The sequence below is a fragment of the Deefgea sp. CFH1-16 genome, assembly GCF_016881365.1.
In the GTDB taxonomy this organism is placed as follows: Bacteria; Pseudomonadota; Gammaproteobacteria; order Burkholderiales; family Chitinibacteraceae; genus Deefgea.
Map to the genome: position 1 here is coordinate 2,181,200 of NZ_WLYT01000001.1, position 26,756 is coordinate 2,207,955.

20 protein-coding genes and 3 pseudogenes are annotated in these 26,756 nt (G+C 50.5%); 10 read left to right on the forward strand and 13 right to left on the reverse strand.

The window, feature by feature from the left end; genetic code table 11:
• The first annotated feature begins 227 nt into the window (after positions 1-227).
• Positions 228-2,195: a FimV family protein gene (locus tag GKO28_RS11970; protein WP_203564124.1), complete on the forward strand. Its 1,968-nt coding sequence runs from the start codon at positions 228-230 to the stop codon at positions 2,193-2,195.
• Between the two features lie 346 nt (positions 2,196-2,541).
• On the opposite strand, the pseudogene uvrA reads toward GKO28_RS11970, so the two are convergent.
• Positions 2,542-5,396 (reverse strand): annotated as a pseudogene (gene uvrA / locus GKO28_RS11975) (excinuclease ABC subunit UvrA).
• A gap of 120 nt (positions 5,397-5,516) precedes the next feature.
• Positions 5,517-6,584 (reverse strand): GGDEF domain-containing protein, encoded by a 1,068-nt coding sequence (locus tag GKO28_RS11980; protein ID WP_182076409.1) that lies wholly within the window; start codon positions 6,582-6,584, stop codon positions 5,517-5,519.
• Positions 6,585-6,737: 153 nt separating this feature from the next.
• Here GKO28_RS11980 and GKO28_RS11985 point away from each other — a divergent pair, with 153 nt between their 5' ends.
• The 3 genes and pseudogenes from GKO28_RS11985 (at position 6,738) to ssb (ending at position 9,996) form a co-directional block, all read left to right on the forward strand.
• Entirely contained in the window at positions 6,738-7,700 is a 963-nt protein-coding gene (locus GKO28_RS11985; protein ID WP_182076410.1) for a phosphotransferase, read from the forward strand.
• A gap of 329 nt (positions 7,701-8,029) precedes the next feature.
• On the forward strand, positions 8,030-9,424 hold the full coding sequence (locus GKO28_RS11990) for an MFS transporter (protein ID WP_247646519.1): 1,395 nt from the start codon (positions 8,030-8,032) through the stop codon (positions 9,422-9,424).
• A 55-nt stretch (positions 9,425-9,479) separates the two neighbouring features.
• Positions 9,480-9,996 (forward strand): annotated as a pseudogene (gene ssb, locus GKO28_RS11995) (single-stranded DNA-binding protein).
• Between the two features lie 198 nt (positions 9,997-10,194).
• Here ssb and GKO28_RS20020 read toward each other — a convergent pair.
• From GKO28_RS20020 to GKO28_RS20025, 3 genes are read right to left on the reverse strand one after another with little or no spacing between them, the layout of a single operon-like run.
• The gene (locus GKO28_RS20020) at positions 10,195-10,536 is read right to left on the reverse strand and encodes a hypothetical protein (RefSeq protein WP_247646520.1); all 342 of its coding nucleotides are present in this window, start codon (positions 10,534-10,536) and stop codon (positions 10,195-10,197) included.
• A complete protein-coding gene (locus GKO28_RS12000) occupies positions 10,520-12,133 on the reverse strand; it encodes an OsmC domain/YcaO domain-containing protein (RefSeq protein WP_307839000.1) in 1,614 nt (537 codons plus the stop codon). Before GKO28_RS12000 ends, GKO28_RS20020 begins: the two co-directional genes overlap by 17 nt.
• Positions 12,075-12,404, reverse strand: a complete 330-nt coding sequence (locus tag GKO28_RS20025; RefSeq protein ID WP_247646521.1) for an OsmC family protein — start codon at positions 12,402-12,404, stop codon at positions 12,075-12,077. Before GKO28_RS20025 ends, GKO28_RS12000 begins: the two co-directional genes overlap by 59 nt.
• Positions 12,405-12,655: 251 nt before the next feature.
• On the opposite strand from GKO28_RS20025, the gene GKO28_RS21550 reads away from it, so the two are divergent.
• The 3 genes from GKO28_RS21550 to hmpA all read left to right on the forward strand — a co-directional run bounded on the left by GKO28_RS21550 (position 12,656) and on the right by hmpA (position 15,094).
• The gene (locus tag GKO28_RS21550) at positions 12,656-13,558 is read left to right on the forward strand and encodes a sensor domain-containing diguanylate cyclase (RefSeq protein ID WP_203564125.1); all 903 of its coding nucleotides are present in this window, start codon (positions 12,656-12,658) and stop codon (positions 13,556-13,558) included.
• Positions 13,559-13,598: 40 nt separating this feature from the next.
• Positions 13,599-13,847 (forward strand): diguanylate cyclase, encoded by a 249-nt coding sequence (locus GKO28_RS21555; protein ID WP_282099294.1) that lies wholly within the window; start codon positions 13,599-13,601, stop codon positions 13,845-13,847.
• Between the two features lie 125 nt (positions 13,848-13,972).
• The gene (gene hmpA, locus GKO28_RS12015; protein WP_247646522.1) at positions 13,973-15,094 is read left to right on the forward strand and encodes an NO-inducible flavohemoprotein; all 1,122 of its coding nucleotides are present in this window, start codon (positions 13,973-13,975) and stop codon (positions 15,092-15,094) included.
• Positions 15,095-15,360: 266 nt separating this feature from the next.
• Here the strand turns inward: hmpA and GKO28_RS12020 are convergent, their stop codons facing one another.
• Positions 15,361-17,136 carry a sigma-54-dependent Fis family transcriptional regulator gene (locus tag GKO28_RS12020; RefSeq protein WP_203564126.1) on the reverse strand — a complete coding sequence of 592 codons (1,776 nt, stop codon included), beginning with the start codon at positions 17,134-17,136 and terminating at the stop codon, positions 15,361-15,363.
• 393 nt (positions 17,137-17,529) lie between these two features.
• Between GKO28_RS12020 and adh the strand changes: the two genes are divergently transcribed.
• The 3 genes from adh to GKO28_RS21565 are packed head-to-tail and all read left to right on the forward strand — an operon-like array spanning position 17,530 to position 19,495.
• Positions 17,530-19,050: an aldehyde dehydrogenase gene (gene adh, locus GKO28_RS12025; protein WP_182076411.1), complete on the forward strand. Its 1,521-nt coding sequence runs from the start codon at positions 17,530-17,532 to the stop codon at positions 19,048-19,050.
• A gap of 45 nt (positions 19,051-19,095) precedes the next feature.
• Positions 19,096-19,272, forward strand: a complete 177-nt coding sequence (locus GKO28_RS21560; protein ID WP_282099295.1) for a DUF779 domain-containing protein — start codon at positions 19,096-19,098, stop codon at positions 19,270-19,272.
• A 1-nt stretch (position 19,273) separates the two neighbouring features.
• Complete coding sequence (locus tag GKO28_RS21565; protein ID WP_307839001.1) at positions 19,274-19,495, forward strand: DUF779 domain-containing protein; 222 nt, start codon at positions 19,274-19,276, stop codon at positions 19,493-19,495.
• Between the two features lie 72 nt (positions 19,496-19,567).
• Here the strand turns inward: GKO28_RS21565 and GKO28_RS12035 are convergent.
• From GKO28_RS12035 to GKO28_RS12065, 7 genes and pseudogenes are all read right to left on the reverse strand, one after another.
• Positions 19,568-21,024: pseudogene (locus GKO28_RS12035) on the reverse strand (NAD-dependent succinate-semialdehyde dehydrogenase).
• Positions 21,011-22,297: a 4-aminobutyrate--2-oxoglutarate transaminase gene (gabT, locus tag GKO28_RS12040; RefSeq protein ID WP_182076412.1), complete on the reverse strand. Its 1,287-nt coding sequence runs from the start codon at positions 22,295-22,297 to the stop codon at positions 21,011-21,013. The pseudogene GKO28_RS12035 and the gene gabT overlap by 14 nt, the downstream one beginning before the upstream one ends.
• A gap of 134 nt (positions 22,298-22,431) precedes the next feature.
• Positions 22,432-23,856, reverse strand: coding sequence for a gamma-aminobutyraldehyde dehydrogenase (locus GKO28_RS12045; RefSeq protein ID WP_182076413.1), 1,425 nt, complete (start codon positions 23,854-23,856; stop codon positions 22,432-22,434).
• Between the two features lie 41 nt (positions 23,857-23,897).
• Positions 23,898-24,725 (reverse strand): ABC transporter permease, encoded by an 828-nt coding sequence (locus tag GKO28_RS12050; RefSeq protein WP_182076414.1) that lies wholly within the window; start codon positions 24,723-24,725, stop codon positions 23,898-23,900.
• Entirely contained in the window at positions 24,715-25,323 is a 609-nt protein-coding gene (locus tag GKO28_RS12055) for an ABC transporter permease (protein ID WP_203564127.1), read from the reverse strand. Before GKO28_RS12055 ends, GKO28_RS12050 begins: the two co-directional genes overlap by 11 nt.
• The gene (locus tag GKO28_RS12060) at positions 25,272-25,655 is read right to left on the reverse strand and encodes a hypothetical protein (RefSeq protein WP_203564128.1); all 384 of its coding nucleotides are present in this window, start codon (positions 25,653-25,655) and stop codon (positions 25,272-25,274) included. Before GKO28_RS12060 ends, GKO28_RS12055 begins: the two co-directional genes overlap by 52 nt.
• Entirely contained in the window at positions 25,652-26,659 is a 1,008-nt protein-coding gene (locus GKO28_RS12065; RefSeq protein WP_182076415.1) for an ABC transporter ATP-binding protein, read from the reverse strand. The genes GKO28_RS12060 and GKO28_RS12065 overlap by 4 nt, the downstream gene beginning before the upstream one ends.
• Between the last annotated feature and the right edge of the window lie 97 nt (positions 26,660-26,756).

The following is a 26,756-nucleotide window of genomic DNA, read 5'->3' on the forward strand; positions in this document are numbered from 1 at the left end:
CGAGGTTGAGCAAAAAGATAAGCGCCAAGCGTACAGCAAGCGGGTTTGTTGCTGGACAAGAATGGATAGCTCAGAGTGGGCCTGAGCGATTTATTTCAGCGTACTGCGGGTTATGCGATGGTGTTTTGTTGATGTGTGTTTGAAGTGTCTATGAAAAAATAATGATAAGAAAATTGCATCATCTGCTGCGCCTTCCCCAATTTATTTTCGTTTTCGCTGCAATGTTGATGATTGCGGCGGGCGCGCGCGCGGCGATGTTGGGCGATTTGCGAGTGTATTCGGCATTGGGTGAGCAATTTTCGGCGAGTGTGGCGGTTGCCGCTTTAGAAGAAGAAACCCTCAATAGCCAATGTTTTCGTTTAGTGGGTTTACATAGTGGCGAAGAACTCAATGTATTGCGCCGTGCCAAACTGGTTTTTCAGCAAGATGGTGCGGGTGGGCGACTTTTGGTGCAGGGGCTGGATGCTTGGCATGAGCCCATATTGAATTTTGCCGTTCGAGTGAAATGCCCAGGGGAAGAAAATCGGGTTTTTCAACGTGATTACAGCGTACTACTCGATCCGCATGAATACCAAGCGCCAAATAAAAAACGCAATGCACCGATTAATCCCCCTATCAGTCAACGTGATTTACCGCGCTTAGGCTCGGTGTGGTTAAGCGAAGAGGGGGATACGGTGGCCAATATCGCTCGCCGTTATTACCCAAATCAAGCGCAATTACGGACGCGTTTTGTTGAACAGCTGTATGAATTGAATCCTGATTTGCCACAAGGCACGACAGTACGTTTAGGCAATCAATGGCGAGTTCAGCTGCCAGCGCCAATAACAAATTCAAATCCAAAAACGAAAGTCACAAGCGGACAGCATGTGCTGCCACTCGCCACTGAAGCCAGACTCAGTTTAACGCCAGCCAATCCATCAGCGGAGGCGATCGAACCGCTCGCCGTACCTGCTGCGGATGGTGAGTTTCGTTTGCGCCTGTCTTTGCCGACATTGGATTTAAAACAAAAAAATAATTTATCTCCGTCGGAAATCTTGCGCTTGCGAGAGCGTTTATTGTCGCTTGAATCCGATGAACAAGCTGCGCAAATGCTGCAGCTTAAAGATCAAATTAAGCAATTAGAGCAGCAACTGCATCAAGTGAGTGCGGCTAAGGTTTCGCCTGTAGAGAAAGGCAAGAGCAAGATTGAAGAAGACATTTTATTTTCTTGGCAATGGTTTTTATTTTTAGGCTTAATTGCATTGGCGATCGCGGTGCTGATTTGGCGGCAACGGCAGCGTGTTACTGAAGAGACCTCGTATTCTGCATTGGGCGTTGCCACCTTACATGGCAATCCAACGACGATTTTGACGCAAAGAACGCCAAGTCATTTTCCGCATTCACTCACGCGAACCAGCGGCTTTACACCGGAAGAAACACACAGCGCGCCGGAGTATGACGAGCGTGACGAGCGGGATTGGCGTAATGAAGCAGTGGATGTGGTTTCGCCAAGCTCGGTTGCAGAAGAGGCTCAACTTTTACTCGACTATGGCATGCAGGCCCAAGCCATTCAGCTACTTAGCGATGAATTGCTGGATCATCCGCATGCATTGGCTTTGTGGATGAAGCTGTTAGAGGTCTTTGCGCAAGAAAACATGCTCGAAGCATTTCAAGAGCGCGCCGTGGCGTTTCGCTTGCAATTTGCTAGCGACTCATTGTGGCAGCAAGTGCAAAGCATGGGGCAGCAAATCGATGCCAATAATCCTTTATATCAATCGCTAGATGCGCGTAGCGCCGCGCATTCATTGGCGCACAGCACAGAAATGATTGCGCCAATTTTAGCGGTTAGCCCAGTTAGTAGCGACTTAAGCACAGCGCCGCAGGATGCCTTTCATTTTGACTTAGATTTGTTGTCCACTGCGCAGACTCATCCGCGAGATGACCAACTCAGTGTGTTTGCTGCCAAGGTCGATCAAGCTGAAACTATTTCGACGCCTGCATCAGCGGCTGTTTCGCAGCGCAGTACCCAATTTGAAGCGAAAGATTTTGTTTCTGACGACGCAACCTTGCAAGCCATTGCCGTTTTGATTGCCGACAATCAACGCCGTGAAGCCTTTGAGCAACTCGAAACGCTCTTGTATAAAGGCACCATGCCGCAGCGTTTAAGCGCGTCGAAATGGCTAGATAAATTACTCAGCCACTATGGGCAACCCTAGTCAGCAAATTGAAAGACAAAAAAACCGCCAATCGATTGTTGGCGGTTTTTTTTGAGGTAATGTTCAGATTACGTGTTCATGGTTTTAAGTGCCTGCGGCACATTGTTTTACAGTCGCAGTCCGCGACGGGGACCCCAACTCTTTGTCCGCCAAAGAGTTGGGGGAAAAGAAAGGCGATTTTGATCTCGCCCAGCTCCGCTGTGCCCTCGATTGTCGTGAGCCAAACGATAAAACCGTTTGTCTCTGACGCACTCGGAGCGCTTAAACGGGATTTTAAGCCCCAGCTCGACGAGCGCGGCACAGCATCAACACCAAATCTGAATATCGCCTTTTTTGATTGGGTATCTTACTCTGGCGCTTTATTTAAAGAGCGTGCAAGATAATACCCTGTATGGCTATGTGGATTTTTAGCGACTTCTTCAGGTGTACCGGTGGCAATAATTTGTCCACCGCCAGCGCCGCCTTCAGGGCCCAAATCAATTACCCAGTCAGCGGTTTTAATCACGTCCAGATTATGCTCAATAACGACAATTGAATTGCCATGACCAGCCAAGCGCTGCACCACGGTCAGTAGCAGGTCGATATCATGAAAATGTAAACCCGTGGTTGGTTCATCCAAGATATACAAAGTGCGACCGGTATCGCGTTTGGAGAGTTCCAGCGCCAACTTCACGCGCTGTGCTTCGCCGCCCGATAGCGTGGTGGCGCTTTGCCCGAGGCGAATATAGCCCAAGCCAACGTCCATTAAGGTTTGCAGCTTTCTGGCAACGGTGGGCACTGCGCTAAAGAAGGCCAGCGCGTTTTCCACCGTCATTTCTAAAACTTCAGTAATGTTTTTGCCTTTGTACAAGACTTCCAGCGTTTCACGGTTATAGCGTTTGCTATGGCAGACATCACACGGCACGTACACATCGGGCAAGAAATGCATTTCGACTTTAATCACGCCATCGCCTTGGCATGCTTCGCAGCGACCGCCTTTGACGTTGAACGAGAATCGCCCGGCCCATAACCGCGTTCGCGGCTCATCGGCACGCCAGAAAACAGTTCACGAATCGGCGTAAAGAGCCCGGTATACGTGGCTGGATTGGAGCGCGGCGTGCGGCCAATCGGCGATTGATCGACATTAATGACTTTATCTAGATGCTCAAGCCCATGCACGCTGTGATAAGGGGACGATTCGATCCCAGCGCCATTGAGTTCACGGGCGGCAATGGCATACAAAGTGTCGTTAATTAGCGTGGATTTACCCGAGCCAGAAACCCCGGTAATGCACACCATCATGCCCAGCGGCAAATCCAGATCGACTTCTTTTAAGTTATTCCCGCTGGCGCCTTTGATATGCAGCCAACGACCTTCGGTCGGTACACGGCGGGTGGCGGGCATCGCAATTTTGCGTTTGCCGGTCATAAATTGGCCGGTGACGGAATTGGGGTTGTTAAACACGTCTTCGGGTTTACCAAATGCAATGACTTCGCCACCGTGCACGCCAGCGCCCGGGCCCATATCAATCAGCCAATCGGCAGCCCGCATCGCGTCTTCATCGTGCTCGACGACAATCACTGTATTGTCCAAATCGCGCAGATGAATCAAAGTACCGATCAAACGGTCGTTGTCGCGCTGATGCAGACCAATGGATGGCTCATCAAGCACATACATCACCCCAGTGAGGCCAGAACCAATTTGGCTGGCTAAGCGAATACGCTGTGCTTCGCCGCCCGATAATGTATCGGCGCTGCGTTCAAGGCACAGGTAATCGAGGCCCACGTTGACCAAAAAACCGAGTCGTTCGCTGACTTCTTTGACAATTTTTTCGGCAATCTGCGCTTTGGCGCCTTCTAAATGTAAACCGGTAAAAAATAGCAGTGTATCTCGCAAAGGCATTTTGGATATGGCATGCAGAGTAATACCCCCAACTTGTACATGGCGCGCTTCGGTGCGTAACCGCGCGCCATTGCAGCTTGGGCAAACTTGATTGTTTTGATATTTGGCGAGCTCTTCACGCACCGCCATTGAATCGGTTTCTTTGTAGCGACGTTCTAAATTCGGAATAATCCCTTCAAAAGCATGGGCGCGCTCGAACTTATTGCCACGTTCATTGGTATACATAAACGCGATTTCATCGCGCCCCGAGCCTTGCAAGATCGCGTCTTGTACTTCGCTACTTAATTCATTCCACGCCGTATTGATATCAAAGCCGTAATGTTCGGCAATGCTCATCAGCATTTGGAAATAAAACTGATTGCGTTTATCCCAGCCTTTTACTGCGCCGGCGGCCAAGCTCAGATCAGGATGCGCCACCACGCGTTTGGGATCAAAAAAGGTACGGTGACCGAGTCCATCGCAGGAAGGGCACGCGCCCATTGGGTTGTTAAACGAGAACAAGCGCGGTTCGAGTTCTGGCAAGCTGTAGCTACAAATTGGGCAGGCAAATTTAGCCGAAAACCAATGCTCTTTGCCGGTGTCCATTTCAACCGCAATGGCGCGGCCTTCGGCGTGGCGCAAGGCGGTTTCAAAGCTTTCGGCAAGTCGTTGCTGAATGTCGGCATGTACTTTCAGCCGATCAATGACGACGTCAATGGTGTGTTTTTTGTTTTTGTCCAGTTTCGGCGTTTCGTCGAGCTCGAACACTTCGCCGTCGATGCGAACGCGAACAAAACCTTGCGCGCGCAGTTCTTCGAGCAAGTCGGCGTTTTCGCCTTTTTTGCCCATAATCACTGGCGCTAAAATCATCAGTTTGCTGTCTTCGGGCAGCGCCAACACATGATCCACCATTTGGCTGACGGTTTGGCTTTGCAGCGCCTGATTGTGTTCAGGGCAAAACGGCGTGCCAACACGGGCAAATAGCAGGCGTAAATAATCGTGAATTTCAGTTACTGTGCCCACGGTTGAGCGCGGGTTGTGGCTGGTGGCTTTTTGCTCGATTGAGATGGCTGGCGACAGCCCTTCGATCAAATCGACATCGGGTTTTTCCATTAATTGCAAAAACTGCCGCGCATACGCTGAGAGTGATTCAACGTAGCGGCGTTGCCCTTCGGCATACAAAGTGTCGAAAGCCAAAGACGATTTACCTGAGCCAGATAAGCCGGTGATGACAATCAACTTGCCACGCGGCAAGTCTAAGTTCACGTTTTTGAGGTTATGTGTACGGGCTCCGCGAATGCGGATCATTGGCTGGTCAGTGGCAAGTGCAGAGCGGTACATGGCATTATCCGGCGGCAAAAGTAACCGTGCATTGTAGCGCTTTGCTGCAGCGTGGGGTAGTGAAGAGTACGAATGTTCACTTTGCCACCAAAGTGCGGTCCCAGCGCGCGAAGTTGGCGCTTAGAATAATTCAATGCTGCCATTATTCGGGCTGTGGGCTTTGATGCTGTTGGCATCGACTGCAGCGCTAACGACGCGATTTCGTCCTTGGTCTTTGGCTTGATATAAGGCTTCGTCAGCACGGCCAAGTACGGTGCTTAGGATTTCAAAATCCAGTAATCGAGTGATGCCAATGCTGATGGTGACTTGACCTACTTGTGGAAAAGCAAACTGCGCCACCCGCTCGCGAAATCGTTCGACGGCATGTATTGCACTGTGCTCTGATTGTGGACCGATCATGATAACGAATTCTTCCCCGCCAAATCGAAACAAATGATCTTCGCTGCGAAAGCTAGCCTTCATCAATTGGGCGATCAAAAGCAATACCTCATCCCCATAAACATGCCCAAATTGATCATTGATGCGTTTGAAATGATCAATATCCATGACCGCTAGGAAATAGACTTCTTCATTCGGGTCGAGGCGGCGTTCATATTCAATGGTTGCGGCGCTGTGCTCGGGATTATTGAGATTTTTCTGATGCGCCATTACTTTACTAAATTGTTGTTCCAAAGTTTTTCGATTGAGTAGACCAGTCAGGGTATCGGTTTGGCCGTAGTCGAGCAGGGTGCTGTGGTTTTCATAAATTCTCGCCATGCCGTGGAGTACGTGTAAGTCTTTGGCACTTAACGCTGTTGTGCTGCGGCAATCGATCAGCAACTGTGGCTGATTGCTGGTGCATAGGCAACGCACAACACGGCAGTCATCGATTGCTAAAGCGATGGCTTCTTTTGAACTAAGTGCTTGGATAATGAGCGGGTCAAGCTCGGGCGAGAGGTTGCTGATGATTTCATTTTCGTGCCAATGCCAAGATTGGGATATTTGGCCGTCTGCCAGATGAATCGTACGTTTGATTTGCCATGCACTGTCATTTTGAATCGGCGCCGGTCGGTAATGATAGAGATCGAGCTGATTGAATTCAAAAATTTCTTGCAAGGTAATACATAAGCTCAGAGAAAGTGCGTCGCGATCATGCAGGCGAGTCAGTTCTGCTAAGGCATTTAACATCGTGGTTGGCGCTTGTAGCATAAACCACACTCCTGATCGCGCTAAGTCGCAAAAAAATCAAAAAATATTGATTTGTACTTTATAGTTGGCGCGAGCGGGGCTTGCAATGACCATTATTAGATGAAGGTTACTTGAGCCTTAAAATGTGAGTACGAGGTCAATATTGTGAATGCGATGAATCCTTCAGTTTACCCAGTGCCAGCATTGGCCTTTGCCGCGCAAGCGGGCTTAGCCAATCCGCAAGTAACGCAAGAAATTCCGTCTTTTTATGGGCATGTGGTGTTGCTGCGAGCCGAGCAGGGTGAGTTTGTCGTTAAATTTTCTCGGCAAGCTGGGCGTTTGGCATCGGAGGTGACCGCCTTGAATCGCTTACGCCCACATAGCGTATTGCCGATGCCCGAGGTTTTAGAGCATCGCGAGATTTGGAGTGAGCATGGCAAACTCGATACCTTGTTGATGCCGCGCTTATTGGGCGTTCCTGCTTGGGAATTACCCAATCCCTTGCCTAATCCGGCGCAAACGGCGCAGCGGATTGTTGAGCAAATGTTGGCGTGGCATGCCGTGAGTGATGCGCGAGGTTTTGAACATGCCAATGGCGAATTCACGTCGGCGTTTTTACCTGCATTTGAATCGTGGACGCGGCCATTGCTGGATGGCTTAAATACCACGGCCTCGCCGTTTTCTGCTGAATTACGCAGTGCGTTTGCCAAGCTTTGGGCAGAGCGTGAACGGCTGTTAGCACCGATTACGGGGCCATCGTCACTGTGCCACGATGATCCCCACGCGTGTAATTTTTTATATGACGCCAGTAGCGGCTTGCCGGTTGCTGCGATTGATCCGTGCGATGTGGCATTTCGCCATCGTGAGCAGGATATTTTTCATTTGGCGGATGCGTTTCCCGATTGGCGTTTATTGGAAACCTATCTCGAGCACCAGCCGCTGGCCGATGGCTTTGCGGCGCGGCGCTGGTTTTTTTCTTTGTGGGACGATGTAAAGCATAGCCAGAATGTGGCTTGGTACGATGCGGCGTGGTTCGCGAATAAATTCGCGCAATTGGCGCAAGTGGATGCGGATTTTCAACATGTGGCCGATGCAGTGCTTGCAGCCCATGGTGACGCCTTAAGCAACGTTGGCTGACCGCCACGCACGGATAGTCAGTGATGACCTGCCATTCAACGATGGCAAGGCGTATTGGGCTTCGTTGGCGCCAATCTATTTACCCGCGCACGCTATGCCTTAATTTGCTGCAAATATTGCGTAAGCCGAAGTAGCCAAGCAAAAATCCATAGCCAATAGGTATCGAGCCATAGGCTTTTATTTTAATAGGCTTTGGCGATATACCCAGAGTGAATTGATTAAATCGTGTTCGCCATGGCGTAGAGATTCTGGCTCAATCACAAAGCAAACACTGCCATCCTGAGGCTGAGCTGTTAAAATCGCCCATCCTTTTGTTGATGTGGCTGCTGATGTCTGTTTCTCCTACTATGTCGGCGTTAGAATTGCGCGCCGCAAGCAGCCTAGCTGGGCTGTACGCACTTCGCATGCTGGGTATGTTTTTGATCTTGCCGGTGTTTGCGGTCTACGCGGGGCATTTGCCCGGCGGTGAAAATCACACCATGGTCGGTTTGGCCTTTGGTGCTTATGGCTTAACGCAAGCTTTGCTGCAATTGCCATTTGGTATGTGGTCTGATCGCGTTGGCCGCAAAAAGGTCATTTATATCGGCTTGGCGCTGTTTGCTATCGGCTCAATTATGTGCGCCATGGCGGACCATATTGCGTGGCTGATTGTGGGCCGTGCAGTGCAGGGGGCCGGGGCGATTTCGGCGGCAGTGACCGCGCTATTGGCTGACTTAACCCGCGAAGAGCATCGCACCAAAGCGATGGCGATGATTGGCGCCTCGATTGCGTCAACCTTTGCTATTTCTCTGGTGGCTGCGCCCAAGCTCGCTGAATGGATTGGCTTGCCGGGGATTTTCTTACTTACTGCCGGCCTGACGATTGCCGCCTTGATTGGGGTGTGGAAGGTGGTACCCAATCCCGCGGTGTCGCGTTTTCATTCTGATGCCGAAGCCAATACCAGCCGCTTGCCGCAAGTGCTAAAAGACCCGCAATTACTGCGTTTGAACTACGGTGTTTTTGCGCTACACGCGTCGCAAATGGCCATGTTCACCGTGATGCCCTTGTTGCTCAATCAAATTGGTGGCATCGATGTGGCTCATCATTGGTGGGTGTATTTGCCCGTTGTGTTGATCGGCTTTGTGCTGATGGTGCCGGCGATTATTTATGGTGAGAAAAAAAATCATCTTAAAGAAGTGTTTTTATTTGCCATCGCGTTAATGTTTGCCGCGCAACTGGGCATGACTTTATGGATGCCGAGCTTAACTTGGATTGTGGCGTGGCTAGGGGTGTATTTTATTGCCTTCAATATTTTAGAAGCCACCCAACCGTCGTTGATTTCTAAAATCGCACCCACTGCCGCCAAAGGCACTGCGATGGGTGTTTACAACACTTGCCAAGCGGCGAGTATGTTTATGGGCTCGGCCTTAGCTGGGTATTTATACCAAGAGTTTCAAAGCCCTATGCCGGTGTTTGCGCTGTGCGCATTACTCATGGCCGTGTGGCTTTTAGTCTCGTGGGGAATGCAAGCGCCACTGCCAGTCAAAACCAAAATGTTCCACATTGGTGAGGAATGGTCAGGCGATGTAGGCCGACTGTCTGCTAAACTAGGCGCCATTGATGGTGTAAAAGAAGCCGTGGTTTTGATCGACGAGCGCGTCGCCCTGCTCAAAGTGATGCAAGCGGGCTATGACGAAGCTGAAGTGGATCGACTCATTGCTGAAACCAATATCGCTACGACATAAATTGTGCGGTGCTAGCCGTAAAAATTGAATTGATTTAAAAAACTGGAGCAAATGAATGGCCTCATTAAATAAAGTATTGCTAATTGGTAATTTGGGTAGAGACCCAGAAACCACGCTTTATGCCCAACGGCAACGCAGTATGTAATTTTTCAATTGCCACCACTGAGAGCTGGAAAGACAAGCAATCTGGCCAAAAGCAAGAAAAAACCGAATGGCATAACATCAGCATGTATGGCCGCTTGGCTGAAATTGCCGGTCAATACTTAAAAAAAGGCAGCAGCGTGTATATCGAAGGTCGTTTGCAAACCCGCAAATGGCAAGATAAGCAAACCGGTGCTGATCGCTACACCACTGAAATTATCGCGGATGAAATGAAAATGCTCGGCGGGCGTGGTGATACCGGTGGTAACGCCGGTGGTGGTTACAACCAACAAGGCGGTGGCGATGATTTCAACCAAGAATACAGCGCCCCAGTGCAGCAGCAACAACAAGCGCCACGCCAAGCACCACCGCAAGCGGCAGCAAAACCAGCGCGTAATTTTGACGACTTTGAAGACGATATCCCGTTCTGAGCCCAGACGGTTTAATTAATAAGCAGTCAATAGTTATAAAAAAAACCCTCAATTGTTTTGAGGGTTTTTTTTTTATGGCGCATCGATGGGTTGCGCCAAAATTCGGCGCCAGCCATTCAACGTTTTATGTATGTATATGACTGTAGCCATTATTTAATAATACTTGCAGCCATATACCTATAAAACATGCCTTAAAGCTTAAGTGTTCGATATCCCTGCGGCCTTCGCGCGTGCGGTGTGCAGTTTTTGGTAGCTGTCGATGATGCGCTGGTGGCGATCGAGCCCTTCTAGTTGCATGCTGGTTGGGGTCAAGCCGTAAAAGCGGATGGTATCGTTGATTGAGCCGATCACCGCGTCCATGCGCTCATTGCCAAACATGCGGCGGAAGTTAGCCTCATAGTCAGCCAGTTCCATTTCATCATCCATCTCAACTTCAAGCACTACATTCATCGCTTGATAAAACAGCACGCGATCAAGGGTATTGTCATTGTATTGCAAGAAAGCACCGACTAGCTCATGCGCTTCAGGATATTGATGCAAGGCCCAGATGAATCAATAGTTTGAGTTCGAGTACGGTGAGTTGACCCCAAACGGTATTTTCATCAAAGGCAATGCCAATCAAGTCGGTGATGGTGGAGTAATCGCCCAGCTCGTTGTCTTCTAAACGATCGAGCAGTGCGACCAGACGCACATCGCTCAGACGGTGTAAGTTCAAAATATCTTCGCGGAACAATAGCGCTTTATTGGTGTTATCCCAAACCAAGTCTTCGATTGGGTAAATTTCCGAATAGCCAGGTACCACAATGCGGCAGGCGATGGCACCGAGTTGATCGTAGACCGCCATATAGGCTTCTTTGCCCATGTCGGCCAGAATGCCAAATAGGGTAGCCGCTTCTTCGGCATTGGCGTTGTCGCCCTGAGAAGAAAAATCCCACTCAACAAATTCGTACTGCGCTTTGGCACTGAAAAAGCGCCAAGACACAATGCCGCTCGAATCAATGAAATGCTCAACAAAGTTATTCGGCTCAGTCAAAGCTTGGCTCTCAAACGTTGGCCGAGGTAAATCATTTAAACCTTCAAAACTGCGGCCTTGCAGCAGCTCAGTCAAACTGCGCTCTAAGGCCACTTCTAAGCTCGGATGCGCGCCGAATGAGGCAAATACGCCGCCAGTACGCGGGTTCATTAGCGTGACGCACATCACCGGATACAATCCGCCCAGCGATGCGTCTTTTACGATGACTGGGAAGCCTTGCTCTTCCAAGCCTTGAATGCCAGCCAGAATGCTTGGGTATTTTTCCAGCACGGCTTGCGGCACATCCGGCAGCGTGATTTCGCCCTCGAGAATTTCGCGTTTCACTGCGCGCTCAAAGATTTCTGATAGGCATTGCACTTGCGCTTCGGCTAGCGTATTGCCAGCGCTCATGCCATTACTCACAAACAGATTTTCGATCAGATTACTCGGGAAATACACCGTTTCGCCGTCTGACTGGCGCACAAATGGTAAGCAGCAAATGCCGCGTGCGGTATTGCCGGAGTTGGTGTCAAAGAGATGCGAGCCGAGTAGTTCGTCATCAGGGTTGAAAATTGGCAGGCAATAGTCATCAAGGATTTCAGTCGGTAGCGCATTGTTGGGGCCTGGCTGAAACCAGCGCTCGTTCGGATAATGCACAAACTCGGCGTTGGCAATGTCGGTGCCCCAAAACTGGCCGGCATAAAAGAAATTGCAATTGAGTCGCTCGATAAACTCGCCCAAGGCCGATGCCAAGGCACTTTCTTTGCTTGCGCCTTTGCCATTGGTAAAACACATTGGTGAGTGCGCGTCGCGAATATGTAGCGACCAGACATTGGGGATGATATTGCGCCACGAAGCGATTTCAATTTTCATGCCCAAGTTGGCCAATAGGCCAGACATATTGGCGATGGTTTGCTCGAGCGGTAGATCTTTGCCAACGATATAGGTGGCGGCATCCGCATCGGGATTTAAGGTCAGCAAAGCCTGTGCATCGGCATCTAAATTATCCACTTCTTCAATGACAAATTCAGGCCCGGTTTGCACCACTTTTTTGACCGTGCAGCGCTCAATCGAGCGCAAAATCCCTTGCCGATCTTTGTCTGAGATTTCTTTGGGTAATTCCACCTGAATTTTTGAATATTTGCTGATAGCGGTTTTCAGGATCAACAATATTGTTTTGCGATAGACGAATATGCTCGGTCGAAATACCGCGCGTATCGCAATACAATTTCACAAAATACGCCGCGCACAACGCCGATGAGGCCAAAAAGTAATCGAACGGACCCGGTGCCGAGCCATCGCCCTTGTAACGGATCGGCTGATCGGCCACCACCGTGAAATCATCGAACTTGGCTTCAAGACGAAGCTTGTCGAGAAAATTGACCTTAATTTCCATGGCAGAATTCCTTAAATAGCGCGCATATTGATTTAGCGCGCATTATCCGGATTTTTGCCGCTGTAGTCCTGCGCTTTGCAGTAATACCGCCAACTGGCTAGTCTCATCAAGTGCGTTGCGCTTCATTTTGCTGCTGATCAATGATGGCGCATTGCTCTGTTTTGTACCACTGAGCTTGGCGTAACGACCGTCGTGTTTGTTTTATTAATAAGTAAGTTCTAATATAATTTAGTGTAATGATTGATGATTGAATGCGTGATCTTTATTTTAGTAATGCAGTATTTCTTGATTTAGCGCTGAGCATTACAAAATTCACTGGCGTCATTTTTTTTGGGCAAGCGTTGACCGAGTTATCATTCTTTATCAATCAATTAAGTTTTGGAGCACGCATGTTACCGGCCCCCATCCCGAGCAATGAAGACGAAAGAATGGCCTCATTGCGTAAGATGTTATTGCTGTCTACGCCCGACGAAGAGGTCTTCGATCGCGTCGTTCGCATGACTAAGCGGGTGTTTAATGTGCCGATTGTTTTGGTGTCGCTCATTGATGAAAACCGGCAGTGGTTTAAATCTTGCATGGGTTTACCGGTGAGAGAGACTGGGCGGGATATTTCTTTTTGTGGCCATGCCATTCTTGGCGATGATTTATTTGTCATTCCCGATGCACGCCAAGATATTCGCTTTGCCGATAATCCGCTGGTGCTGGATGCGCCTTACGTTATTTTTTATGCCGGTCGGCCATTAAAAAATAGCGATGGGCATAATGTCGGGACCTTATGCATTATTGACCACATCCCTCGTGGACTTTCTGATGAAGAACGCCATTGTTTGCATGATTTGGGCAGCTGGGTAGAGCAAGTATTTTTAACGCGAGAATTGAGCGAATCGCAGCAAATGATGTTTGCTGAATTGTGCGAAGTGAAGCGAGCTTCTGTTCTTGATCCTTTACTGAATATTTGGCATCGCGGCGCCATTATGGACTTGCTCAAGCGCGAAATGGCACGCGCTGGACGTAGTCATACGCCTTTGGCTTTAATGATGGTGGATGTGGATTATTTTAAGCAGGTGAATGATGAATACGGTCATCCGGTTGGTGATCAGTTATTGATTGAATTTGTGCGGATGATTAAGTTGTGCTTGCTTACGCTCTTATGATCATTTAGGTCGCTATGGCGGCGATGAATTTATTATTGTTTTGCCTGATATTCAACACGAGCACGCGGTTGAAAAAGCCAATGCGATTTTACTCGCCATTCAAAACACACCATTATTAATCAATCAGCAAACCATTACGATGTCCGCGAGTATCGGTGTGGCCACTATGCCGGTTGAGATGTCATGCAGTGTCAGTGACATGATTCAGCGGGCGGACGATGTTTTATTAGTGGCCAAAAAGAAGGGGCGAGGGCGAGTTGAAGTCGCTCCAGTAGTCGCGAATCACTAAAGCATAAATCCTTACATTGAGTATTGCGATGCGAGTCTCGGCAAAATACCGCAATGCCGTGTCTTTTCTTATGCCTATAAATATGTATAATAAATACATATTTATGAACTGATGTAGGAATAACCATGCTTAATTTGACTGATCGCGACTTAGTTCGTGCCACCGCGCCGATTCTTAAACAGCATGGCGTAGCGTTAACCACGCATTTTTATGCACGTATGTTTCAGCATAATCCTGAACTCAAGCAGATTTTTAACGAAGGTAATCAGCAGTCTGGTGCTCAGCAACAAGCCTTAGCGATGGCGGTTGCCGCGTATGCCGAGCACATTGATAACCCGAGTGTGTTGGCGCCGGTACTCACACGTATTGCCAATAAACACATGAGTTTGGGCATCCGCCCTGAGCATTATCTGATTGTCGGCCATCATTTATTGGCTTCGATTCGAGAAGTGCTGGGTGCTGCCGCTACGGATGAATTGATTGCTGCTTGGGCCGCCGCTTATGGCCAACTGGCGGATGTATTGATTGCCGAAGAAGCGCAATTGTATGCTGCTGCCGCATTCAAAAGCGGTGGCTGGACGGGCTGGCGTGGTTTTGTGGTGGCAAAAAAAGTAGTAGAAAGCAGTGAAATTACGTCGTTTTATTTACGCCCAGCCGATGGCGGCACAGTGCCGGATTATTTGCCGGGGCAATATATTTCGGTGCGGATGTTTGTGCCTGAGTGGCAATTGATGCAACCACGGCAGTACAGTTTGTCAGATGCGCCGGGGCAAGATTATTTGCGTATTTCAGTCAAGCGTGAACAAAACCAACAAATCATTGGGCAAGTCTCAAACCTATTACACGGCACGATTGAAGTGGGCGATGTGATTGATGTAGCACCACCGGCTGGTGATTTTGTCTTGCATACCGATCGCAGTAGTCCCGTGGTGTTGATCAGCGGTGGCGTTGGGATTACCCCGATGATGGCGATGCTGCAGCATTTGCATGCCACCGGCACTGAGCGCCAAGTGAGCTCAGTTCACGCTTGCCGCAATCCGGAGGTGCATGCATTTAAACAGCAGGTGCAGCAATTGACTGCGGCCAAGGCTAATTTCGCCGCGACGGTGTTTTATGATCAAGCCGATCCAGCAGCCAGCCATCACCTTGGCCCAATTGATTTGGCCAAGCTGGTTGATCGGGTGATTTTTGCCGGATGCCGATTATTATTTGTGTGGCCCTTTGGCGTTTATGCAGGCACAGATTAAATCATTACATGCACTGGGTGTGAGTGGTGAGCGAATTCATGCCGAAGCATTTGGCACGGGTGGCGTGAGCGTTTAATTGCTGAACGAATGACTGGTTTACCTCAGAACATGACAGTACAGCGACGTGCTGCTTGGGTGGGTATGTTGATGGGATTTAATATTTATATAACCTGCATCAATATACCCTTGTAAACACAGATTAAAAATCTTAATTGCAACGATGAAACGGTGCTGCTGATCAATCCGTTGTGTCGTCTGAATCTTCATCATTTATTGCGGTAAACCGTATTGCGCGAAATGCCCAGAGCGCGGGCGGCGGCCGAGATATTGCCATGATGCTCGCTAATCGCCGCTTGAATGGCTTGCGTTGAGAGCGTGTGTAAATGTTTTGCTTGCTGATGGTTGGCCGCAATCGCGTCGATAAAATCATCCGAAAAATGCGCAATATCGAGTTGCTTTTCATCACCAGCCAAGACCGCTGCAGTGCGTAATACCGTGTAGAGCTGCCTAAAATTGCCCGGCCAATCGTAGTTTAAGCACAACGCCAGCGCGGCAGATGACAGTTCTTTTTGGCCTAAGCTATGCAACATTTTGCGTATCACAATCGCCAAATCCCCACGTTCGCGCACCGGTGGTAGTTTTACGGTGAGTCCTTGAATTCGATAATACAGATCTTCACGAAACAAGCCTTGCGCCACTTGCGCGGCTAAATCACGGTGGGTGGCGCAAATCAGTGCCATATCTATGGCAATTGAACGATCACTGCCCAGCGGCGTGATTTCTCTTTCTTGTAACACCCGCAGTAAGCGCGCTTGCAAAGCCAAGGGCATATCACCTATTTCATCCAAAAATAGAGTTCCGCCATGCGCTTGAATGATTTTGCCGTTATTGCCACTGCGTTTCGCGCCAGTAAATGCACCTTCTGCGTAGCCAAATAATTCAGATTCAATCAGTGATTCAGGGATCGATGCGCAATTGACGGCGACAAAATTTTTGCTCGCTTGCGGTGAGTCTTTATGAATGGCTTGCGCCAGTAGCTCTTTGCCGCTGCCGGTTTCGCCGGTAATTAAAATCGGAATGCCATGGCCTAATACTTTGCTGACGCGCTCAATAATCCGAGCCACTTGGCTGTCGCCAGTATTGAGGTAATTCAAGTGTGAAAAGCGTTTGCTGAGCGTCGCTTGCGGCGTGTTCGCAAAGCGGGCAATGGCCGCAATACGCATGCCATTGTGCAAAGTGAGTGTCAGTTGCGCAGGATTAACGCGGCAGGCGCTGATGATGTCGTTGATCGATTGTTGGCGCGCATCAAAACAATGAACAAATGGCGTTGGCACAGCAGCACCGAGCTGAAACAGCGCGCTTTGATTGGCTGCCAAGCAGTGTCCATCGACATCAAACACCAAAATGCCTTCCATCGCTGTGCCCATAAATTCAGCTCGGCTATGAAAACTAATATAAAGGGCATTACGAAAGGTGTGATACAGGATTTTATTTTCTAATTCTTGTGCTGACATTTTAATTAACGACAGCGTCGATGCATGGTAACTGCGGTAATCGCCGGTTACATCAATCACGCCAAGCAAGCTGGAATCTGGACTAAAAATCGGCACGCTGGCGCAAGTGAGGACTTGATTCGCGCGTAAAAAATGTTGCTCGGCATGGACGGTGATGGCGCGTTGCTCGGCCAACGCCGTGCCGATGGCGTTGGTACCCTGATATTGCTCACTCCAAATGGCACCAGGCTTGAGGGCGACTTTGTGGTTTTTGGCTAAAAACTGATCTTCACCCAAAGCATGCAGCACCAGCCCATTGGCGTCAGTGAGCACAATCGTGCTGTGACTTTTTGCGATTTGTTGGTAGAGCGTACTCAGTACCGGCAAAGCTTGTAGATAAAAACCACGCTGCTCTTCTTGCTGCGCTTGTAGTTGCTTGGCCGATAAAATCACATAGTCAGCTTGCGTCACCGCATCCAAACCATATTGCTGTGAGCGTTGATGCGCTGCCAATAAATGCGGCGATTGGCTGAGTTCAAATTGATCCACAACAAGCTCCTTGCAAAGGATGAATCAGGGATTGATCTGGGTTGATTGTGTGGCGCAAAGACTGAGATTTATTGTGTGTCTGTCCGATTAAAAAACGCAACACTTGCTGCTGTTGGACTGTAACAGCTGTGCAGTACAGTTGTTCCAAATTGACACGATTTATGTCTTTTATTTAGCGAGATAAAAAATTAAACCCAATAAAATCATGGGTTAAGCGTGATTTAAAAACTTGGCATGGCTTTTGCAACTCATTGTTGGCGCAACAGTCAACGGGCAGTGAATCAAAGCGGCTCCGCATGCTTTGAGCCTATGATGCTCAACGGTATTGGGAGCAACTGTTGGCGCGGGATTGAGTGCAGTTTTTATATTTCCTCGCTTAGGAGTGAGAGCAAAATGAACCATGCTGAAATGAAGTTTTTGAATATTGCATTTCCTTATCGTCAGCAGTATGGCAATTTTATTAATGGCACATGGCAAGCGCCGCTTGATGGCGAATATTTTGACAATATCACGCCGATTACCGGACAAGTTTTTTGCCAAGTGGCGCGATCGAAAGCGGCCGATGTTGAATTGGCGCTCGACGCCGCACATGCCGCAAAAACGGCTTGGGGTCGCACCAGCGCAGCGGAACGCGCCCGCATATTGAATCAAATTGCCGATCGGATGGAAGCCAATTTAGAAATGCTGGCCGTGGCCGAAACCATCGACAATGGCAAACCGATTCGTGAAACACGGGCGGCTGATCTACCACTGGCGATTGATCATTTTCGTTATTTTGCTGGCGCAATTCGCGCGCAAGAAGGCGGTATTTCAGAAATTGATCATGATACGGTGGCGTATCACTTTCATGAGCCGCTGGGCGTGGTTGGGCAGATTATTCCGTGGAACTTCCCGATTTTAATGGCCACTTGGAAGCTCGCTCCGGCATTGGCCGCAGGCAATTGCGTGGTATTAAAACCGGCTGAGCAAACGCCTGCTTCGATCTTGGTGTTGGTGGAGTTGATTGCTGATTTATTACCGCCAGGGGTACTCAATATCGTTAATGGCTATGGTTTAGAGGCCGGTAAACCGCTAGCCAGTAGCAAACGCATTGCCAAAATCGCCTTTACCGGAGAAACCACCACCGGTCGTCTGATTATGCAATACGCCGGTCAAAATTTGATTCCGGCGACGCTCGAATTGGGTGGTAAAAGCCCGAATATTTTCTTTGCCAATGTAATGCAAGCCGATGACGCTTATTTTGATAAAGCACTCGAAGGCTTTGCGATGTTTGCACTCAACCAAGGCGAGGTGTGTACCTGCCCATCACGCGCTTTGATTCAAGAATCCATTTACGAGCAATTTATGGAGCGGGCGGTGCAGCGGGTGAAAGCGATTCGCCAAGGTCATCCACTTGATGGCAATACCATGATTGGCGCCCAAGCATCACAAGAACAGTTTGAAAAAATCCTGTCGTATTTAGATTTAGGTAAGCAAGAAGGTGCCAAATGCTTAACCGGCGGTGAGGCAACACGGCTCGATGGCGAATTGGGCCAAGGGTTTTATATCCAACCAACGATTTTTGTTGGGCATAACAAAATGCGCATTTTCCAAGAAGAAATTTTTGGCCCAGTGGTCTCGGTTACCACCTTTAAAACCGAAGCAGAAGCGCTAGAAATCGCCAACGACACCTTATACGGTTTGGGGGCCGGTGTTTGGAGCCGAGATATCAATCAGGCGTATCGCTTTGGCCGTGAGATTCAAGCGGGCCGAGTTTGGACCAATTGCTATCACGCGTATCCGGCCCACGCGGCGTTTGGTGGCTATAAGCAATCGGGCATCGGTCGAGAAAATCACAAAATGATGCTCGATCATTATCAACAAACTAAAAACTTACTCGTGAGCTATTCCAACCAAGCGCTGGGTTTTTTCTAAAATCCGCTGGGCGATGCGGTTTGCGGATCGCCCAGGAGAATGTCAATGACGAATATAGATCTGGTCGTACCGCGAGTGATCGCCACCGAGGCCGCATTGCAGTTAATTGATTCGCTAGCGCAGCGCTATGGTGCTTTGTTGTTTCATCAATCGGGCGGCTGCTGTGATGGCAGCGCGCCGATGTGTTTTTCACGTACTGAGTTTCAGGTGGGGCGCGGGTGATGTGTATTTGGGCGATATTGGCGGTGCGCCGTTTTATATGAGTGCTTCGCAGTTTGAATACTGGCAGCACACGCAATTACACATCGATGTGGTGGCTGGAATGGGTGGGATGTTTTCTTTAGAAAGTGGCACCGGCCGCCGATTTTTAACGCGTTCGCGCTTGTTTACCGATGAGGAATGGCAATGGCTTGCCGCGCATCCAGTGACATTTGCTGCGGATTGACTCAAAGAAAAAACCATCAGGGCTTGCTTGCGCTGATGGTTTTTTTTGGTCAATTTAATCGATTGGAGCGACTTACAAGCCAGCAATACACAGATACTTCAACTCAACATAATCATCGATGCCAAAGCGCGAGCCTTCTCGACCTAGACCTGATTGTTTGATGCCGCCAAATGGGCCGACTTCATTCGAGATCAAGCCGGTATTGATGCCCACCATGCCGGACTCCAGCGCTTCGGCCACGCGGAAAATTCGGCCGATATCGCGGCTATAAAAATACGCCGCTAAACCAAATTCGGTGTGATTGGCCAAATCAATCGCTTCGCGTTCGTGGTAAAAACGAAATAGCGGTGCCACCGGGCCAAAGGTTTCCTCGTGGGCGATTTTCATCGCGGTGGTGACATGGCTGAGCAAAGTCGGTTGGAAAAAACGGCCACCTAAAGCATCCAGACCGCCGCCGAGCAAGAGCTGTGCGCCATGCTCGAGTGCATCGCTCAGGTGTTCTTGGACTTTAGCAATCGCTTTATCGTCAATCAAAGGTCCCGAGCATGACGTCTGAATCCATGCCATTGCCCACTTTGAGCGCTTGCATTGCGACGCGCAGCTTGTGGCTAAATTCGTCATACACCGCGTCGTGCACCAATATCCGGTTGGCACAGACGCAGGTTTGTCCGGCATTTCTAAATTTGGCAATCATTGCCCCGGCCACGGCGGCATCCAGATCGGCATCTTCAAACACAATAAATGGCGCATTGCCGCCCAGCTCTAAAGACACTTTTTTAATGGTATCGGCGCATTGCGCCATTAAGGCTTTGCCAACGGCGGTGCTGCCAGTGAAGCTGAGTTTGCGCACAATCGGATTACGGGTGAGCTCGCCACCGATTTCGCTGGCCTTGCCGGTAATCACATTAAACACCCCAGCCGGAATACCGGCGCGTAATGAGAGCTCGGCCATGGCCAAAGCGGTGAGTGGCGTTTGGCTGGCGGGTTTAACCACCATGCTGCAGCCCGCAGCGAGCGCTGGCCCAGCTTTACGCGCAATCATGGCGGCGGGGAAATTCCACGGGGTAATGGCTGCCGTTACGCCAATGGCTTGGCGGAGGACCAAAATGCGTTTATCCGCTTGTGGATGCTGCAATACATGGCCATCGAGCCGTTTGGCTTCTTCGGCAAACCATTCAATAAAGCTGGCGGCATAGGCGATTTCGCCTTTGGCTTCGGCCAAGGGTTTACCTTGCTCGGCGGTCATGATTTTGGCCAGATCGGTTTGATGCTGCATGAGTAAATCAAACCAGCGGCGCAAAACAATCGATCGCTCTTTGCCCGACCGCGCGCGCCATTCGATTTGCGCCGCTTGTGCGGCAAAAAATGGCGCGTTGCGTCTCGGCAACGCCCATGCAAGGCACCAAGGCCACTGGCGAATTATCTGCCGGATTATTCACCGCTAGCGTTGCGCCATCGTCGGCCGATTGCCACAGCCCGTCGATCAGTGCGTGTTCGCGCAGCAGGGTTGGATCATCAAGTTGCAACATCTGCATTCCCCTTTAGTGCCGCCTCTAATATATCCAGCGCCTCAGCAAAGACCGTGTCTTCGATGGTCAGTGGAAATAAAAAGCGGATTACATTGGCGTAAGTACCACAGCTTAGCAGAATTAAACCTTGGGCTAAGGCGTGCGCTTGAATGGCTTTGGTTTTGGCAACGTCAGGCTCACCCGTCGCCGGGTCAATTAATTCAATGGCCACCATCGCACCCAAGCCACGGATTTGTGCGATGTGTGGCACGGCGCTGGCGATGATTTGCAAGCGCGCTTGGAGTCGATCTCCGAGTTGATTGGCGCGTTGATTGAGTTGTTCTGTCTCGATCACATCTAATACCGCGTGTGCGGCGGCAATGGCCAGCGGGTTGCCGGCATAGGTGCCACCTAGGCCGCCTGGGCTCGGTGCATCCATGATTTCGGCGCGGCCACACACGGCGGATAATGGATAACCGCCGGCTAATGATTTGGCCAGCGTCATTAAATCGGGCAATACATCGTAATGCTGCATCGCAAACCATTGTCCGGTGCGGGCAAAGCCAGTTTGGATTTCATCGGCAATCAGCAAAATACCGTGTTGATCGCACAATTGCCGCAGCGCGCGTAGCCATTCTGGCGGCGCAATATAAAAGCCACCTTCGCCTTGCACCGGCTCAAAAATAATCGCCGCCACGCGCTGCGGATCGACATCGGCTTTAAACAGCTCATTGAGTCTTTGCAGCGATTGCTCGATGCTCACACCGTGTAATTCTTGTGGAAAAGGTGCGTGATACACCTCGCCGGGGAAGGGGCCAAAGCCGACTTTATATGGCGTCACTTTACCGGTGAGCGCCATGCCCATCATCGTTCGGCCGTGAAAGCCGCCGGTAAAAGCAATCACCGCGCTGCGACCGGTTGCGGCACGCGCGATTTTGATTGCGTTTTCGACCGCTTCGGCACCGCTAGAAAAAAAAGCGGTTTTTTTGGCATGCGTTCCCGGCGTTAAAGCATTAATGCGTTCCGCTAACGCAATATACGATTCATACGGCACAACTTGATAACAGCTATGGGTAAAGGCGGCGAGTTGCTTTTGCACCGCGGCGCTGACGGTGGGGTGGCAATGCCCGGTATTGAGCACCGCAATGCCGCCGGCAAAATCAATAAAACGGCGACCTTCCACATCCCACAGCTCGGCATTGAGCGCGCGTTCAATAAAAAAGGGTGCCATCACACCCACGCCGCGCGGTGTGGCCGCAGCTTGGCGTTGGCGCAGGGTTTGATTATTACTCATCGCGATCTCCTTGAATCTTAACTATAGGTATTGCTTTGTTGACTTTATAAAATAAGACTTAGATTGATATACCTGATGGATGTATTTTGATGCTGAGCGCGCCATTTATATAGTGCACCGCCATGCCGTTTGGATCACAGTTTCACCATCACATGACGAACACAGCTGTAGTCTTCCAGCGCATACATCGACAAGTCTTTGCCATAGCCCGATCGTTTCATGCCGCCGTGCGGCATTTCACTGACCAACATAAAGTGCGTATTGACCCAAGTGCAGCCGTATTGCAGTTTGGCTGCAAATTGCATGGCATGGCTCACATCGCGCGTCCAGACCGAGCTGGCCAAGCCATAATCGGAGTCATTAGCCCAAGCGAGCGCTTGTTCTGGCTCGGTAAAGCGGGTGATCGACACCACCGGACCAAAGACTTCGCGGCGAACGATTTCATCGTTTTGCAAAGCGCCAGCAATCACGGTCGGCTGGTAAAAAAAGCCGCGCCCTTCAACTGCTCGCCCGCCGGCGGTGACTTCAATATGCGGCAATTGCGCGGCGCGTTCGACAAAACTAGCGACGCGGCTGCGTTGTCGCTCGGAAATCAGCGGCCCCATTTCAACGCCATCCAAATGTTGCTCGCCATATTTAATGCTGGCGACCGCGCTGGAGAGCTCAGCCACCAGTTTGTCGTAGATTTTGGCACCGGCATAAATGCGGCACGCTGCGGTGCAGTCTTGTCCGGCGTTGTAATAGCCAAAATTGCGAATCGCTGCGACCACGGCGTCTAAGTCCGCGTCGTCAAAAACAATCACTGGCGCTTTGCCGCCCAATTCAAGATGGGTGCGCTTCACCGTTTTGGCGGCCGCTTCTAAAAACCGCCCACCGGTTGAGACGTCGCCAGTTAAAGAAATCATGCGCACTGCCGGGTGGTTAATCAGTGGGCTGCCAACGCTATCGCCGCGCCCAGTAATCACGTTGACCACGCCGGGTGGCAAGACTTCAGCGATTAAGGTCGCTAATTTGAGCGTAGTGAGCGGGGTTTGCTCTGAGGGCTTGATCACCACCGTATTGCCAGCGGCAATCGCTGGGGCGATTTTCCACGCGGCCATCATCAGTGGGTAATTCCACGGCGCGATACTGGCGACAACGCCTAAGGGATCGCGCCGAATCATGCTGGTAAATCCGGGTAAATATTCGCCCGCTAACGCGCCATGTTGATTGCGAATCGCGCCAGCAAAAAAACGAAACACATCGGCCACAGCGGGGATTTCATCATTGAGCGCCGCCAAATAGGGCTTGCCACAGTTGAGCGACTCTAAGCGAGCAAATTCGCTGGCGGTGGCCTCAATGCGCTCGGCCAATCGCAGTAACAGCATGCTGCGATCTTTAGGCACCATCAGCGCCCAATGGCGAAAGGCGGCATTGGCGGCGGAAACGGCGGCTTGGATTTGCTCTAAAGACGCCTCGGCAATGCGCTCGATGACTTCGCCGGTGGCGGGATTGAGAATCTCTTCAACAGCACCTTCGCCAAGCTGAAACTGTCCATTGATGAGTAATTGTTTATTCATCGCGCTATCTCCTGTGGGGCGGGTTGTGGTTGCTGGTCGCATTATTTACTGGCACCGGCGGTGTCTTCAGTGCCTTGGGTTAATCGCCAAGCCAATAAAATCGGCAGGGTGGTGAGCAACATAATGCCCAGTGCCACAACATTGGTGACCGGCACATCGCGCGGGCGGCCTAGTTGATTGAGTAGCCAAATTGGTAAGGTTTGTTGCTGGCCTGCGGTAAAGGTGGTGACGATAATTTCGTCAAAGCTCAAAGCAAAAGCCAGCACTGCACCCGCGAGTAAGGAGGTTGCGAGTTGCGGTAGTAAGACATAGCGAAAGGTTTGCCAGCCATCGGCACCTAAATCCATCGACGCTTCAATTAAGCTATACGCGCTACGGCGCAGGCGAGCGACCACATTGTTGTAAATCACCACCACACAAAACGTAGCGTGGCCGATGGCGATGGTCCAAAAGCCGGTTTCGACATCGGCCAAACGAAAGGCGGAAAGCAGCGCAATCCCCGTCACAATGCCGGGCAGCGCAATCGGCAAAATCAGCACCAGCGTAATGGCTTCTTTACCAAAAAAATTTCGGCGGTATAGCGCTGCAGCCGCCATCGTGCCTAGCACTAAGGCCGATACGGTGGCGATGAGTGCAATCTGAATCGACAGCCAAACTGCATCGAGTAAATCGCTGCGCTCGCTAGCGGCAATAAACCAGCGCAAAGTAAATCCTTGCAAAGGAAAGCTAAACGCCGACTCTTCGGTATTAAACGCATATAGCGCGACCATGATGATCGGAAAATGCAAAAAGAAAATACCGCCGATTGCCAGTGTGGTTAACCACCACGGCGCACGAGGGGTATTGGCATCTGTGGGATTAAAGCGCATCAAAAGCTCCTAAGCGGCGGGCGATGGTCAGGTAGAGCGCAATAATCAACACCGGAACGACGGTAAACGCCGCGGCCAGCGGCATATTGCCAATCGAGCCTTGCATCGTATACACCATGGTGCCGATGTATAAACCCGATGGGCCAATCAATTGTGGAATGATGTAATCGCCCAGCGTGAGGCTAAACGTAAAAATCGAACCGGCGACAACGCCGGGAAACGCCAGCGGCAAAATCACCGTGAAAAACGTTTGCCGTGGTGTGGCGCCTAAATCGGCGCTGGCTTGGATTAAATTGGCGGGAATGCGCTCGATTGACGCTTGAATCGGCAAAATCATAAACGGCAGCCAGATATAGGTGAATACGGTGAAACGCCCTAGGTTGGACGTCGACAAAGAGTTGCCACCGATGCTGGGTAGCGCCAATAAGGCATCAATAACGCTGCTTAAACCCAGCTGGTTATAAAACCAGTACACCACGCCGCCCTTGGCCAAAATCACTGTCCACGCATAGGCTTTGACGATATAGCTCGCCCACATCGGCAGCATTACCGCCACATACATCGCGCCTTTTTGCCAGCCCTTGGCGTAGCGCGCCATATAGTAGGCAATCGGAAACCCAAAATGGCCGCCGCCAAGGTCACCGCACACGCCATTACCAAAGTACGCAGTACCACATCGTAATTGGCGGCATCAAACAGCGCTTGGTAGTTGGCCAAGGTCAATTGCTGCGTGACGGCCATGGTGAAGTCATCAAAGGTATAAAAACTTTGCCATAACAAGGCCAGCAAAGAGCCCAAATAGACAATGCCAAACCAAGCCAAGGGCGGCAAAAGCAGCACCAGCAACAACAGCTTGGGTTGACGCCAAAATAAATCAGACAGCCTGCGTAGTGGCATCCATTGGTTTGGGAAATGGTTTGGGCTGCTCATGATGCGGCCTCGTTGAGTAAGACCATGCTGTGCTTGGGCCAATGCACGGTGAGCGCGCTGCCAATTTCTGGAATAACGGCGCTATCGTTCGCCAGCGTGACCCAAACGCGCTCGCCGCTACTGACTTGCAAAGCCAAACGGCTGCTGGCACCAAGGTAATGAATGTCGGCCACTTGGCCAATTAATTGCGGCTCGCTGGTGCTGGCGCCAAGGCGAATTTGCTCTGGGCGCACGGCAAATGGCTGCGTAGTCCCAGTGATTTGTTCGGCCAGTGCGCCGCGAATCACATTGGCTGTGCCGACAAAATCAGCGACAAACACCGTTTTGGGTTGGGAATACAGCATTTTTGGCGTATCAATTTGCTCGATTTTGCCTTGATTAAAAACCGCCACGCGATCGGACATCGACAAGGCTTCGCCTTGATCGTGGGTGACATAAATAAACGTAATGCCCAGTTGTTTTTGTAACGCTTTGAGTTCTGACTGCATTTGTTCGCGTAGTTTTAAATCGAGCGCGCCCAATGGCTCGTCGAGCAATAACACCCGGGGTTGATTAACTAAGGCGCGGGCGAGTGCCACACGCTGGCGTTGTCCGCCTGACATTTGACCGGGTTTTCTCGCACCAAATCCGCCAAGCGCCACCATGTCTAAAGCGGCTTCCGCTTGTCGATAGCGCTCCGCTTGGCCAATGCCTTTAACTTTGAGCCCGTAGGCGACGTTATCGAGGATATTCATATGCGGAAACAGCGCATAGTCTTGAAACACGGTGTTGACGTCACGGCGATAGGGCGGCAAACCTTGCGCGCTCACGCCGTGAATGAAGATGGCTCCGGCACTGGCTTGCTCAAAGCCAGCAATCAGTCGTAAACAGGTGGTTTTGCCTGAGCCAGATGGCCCGAGCATCGAGAAAAACTCGCCATCCATGATTTGTACGCTGACCTCATCGACCGCGCGCACGCCGCCAAAATGACGACTCACCTGCTGAAATTCGACGGCAATGTGCATATTGTGTCCTTGCGGGGGCGCAGCCCGATGCGCCGCCGCGTGTATCGGGCGGCGAATGGTGCACCATCCATTGAAAAAACCAGCGAGGCGCTCGGCT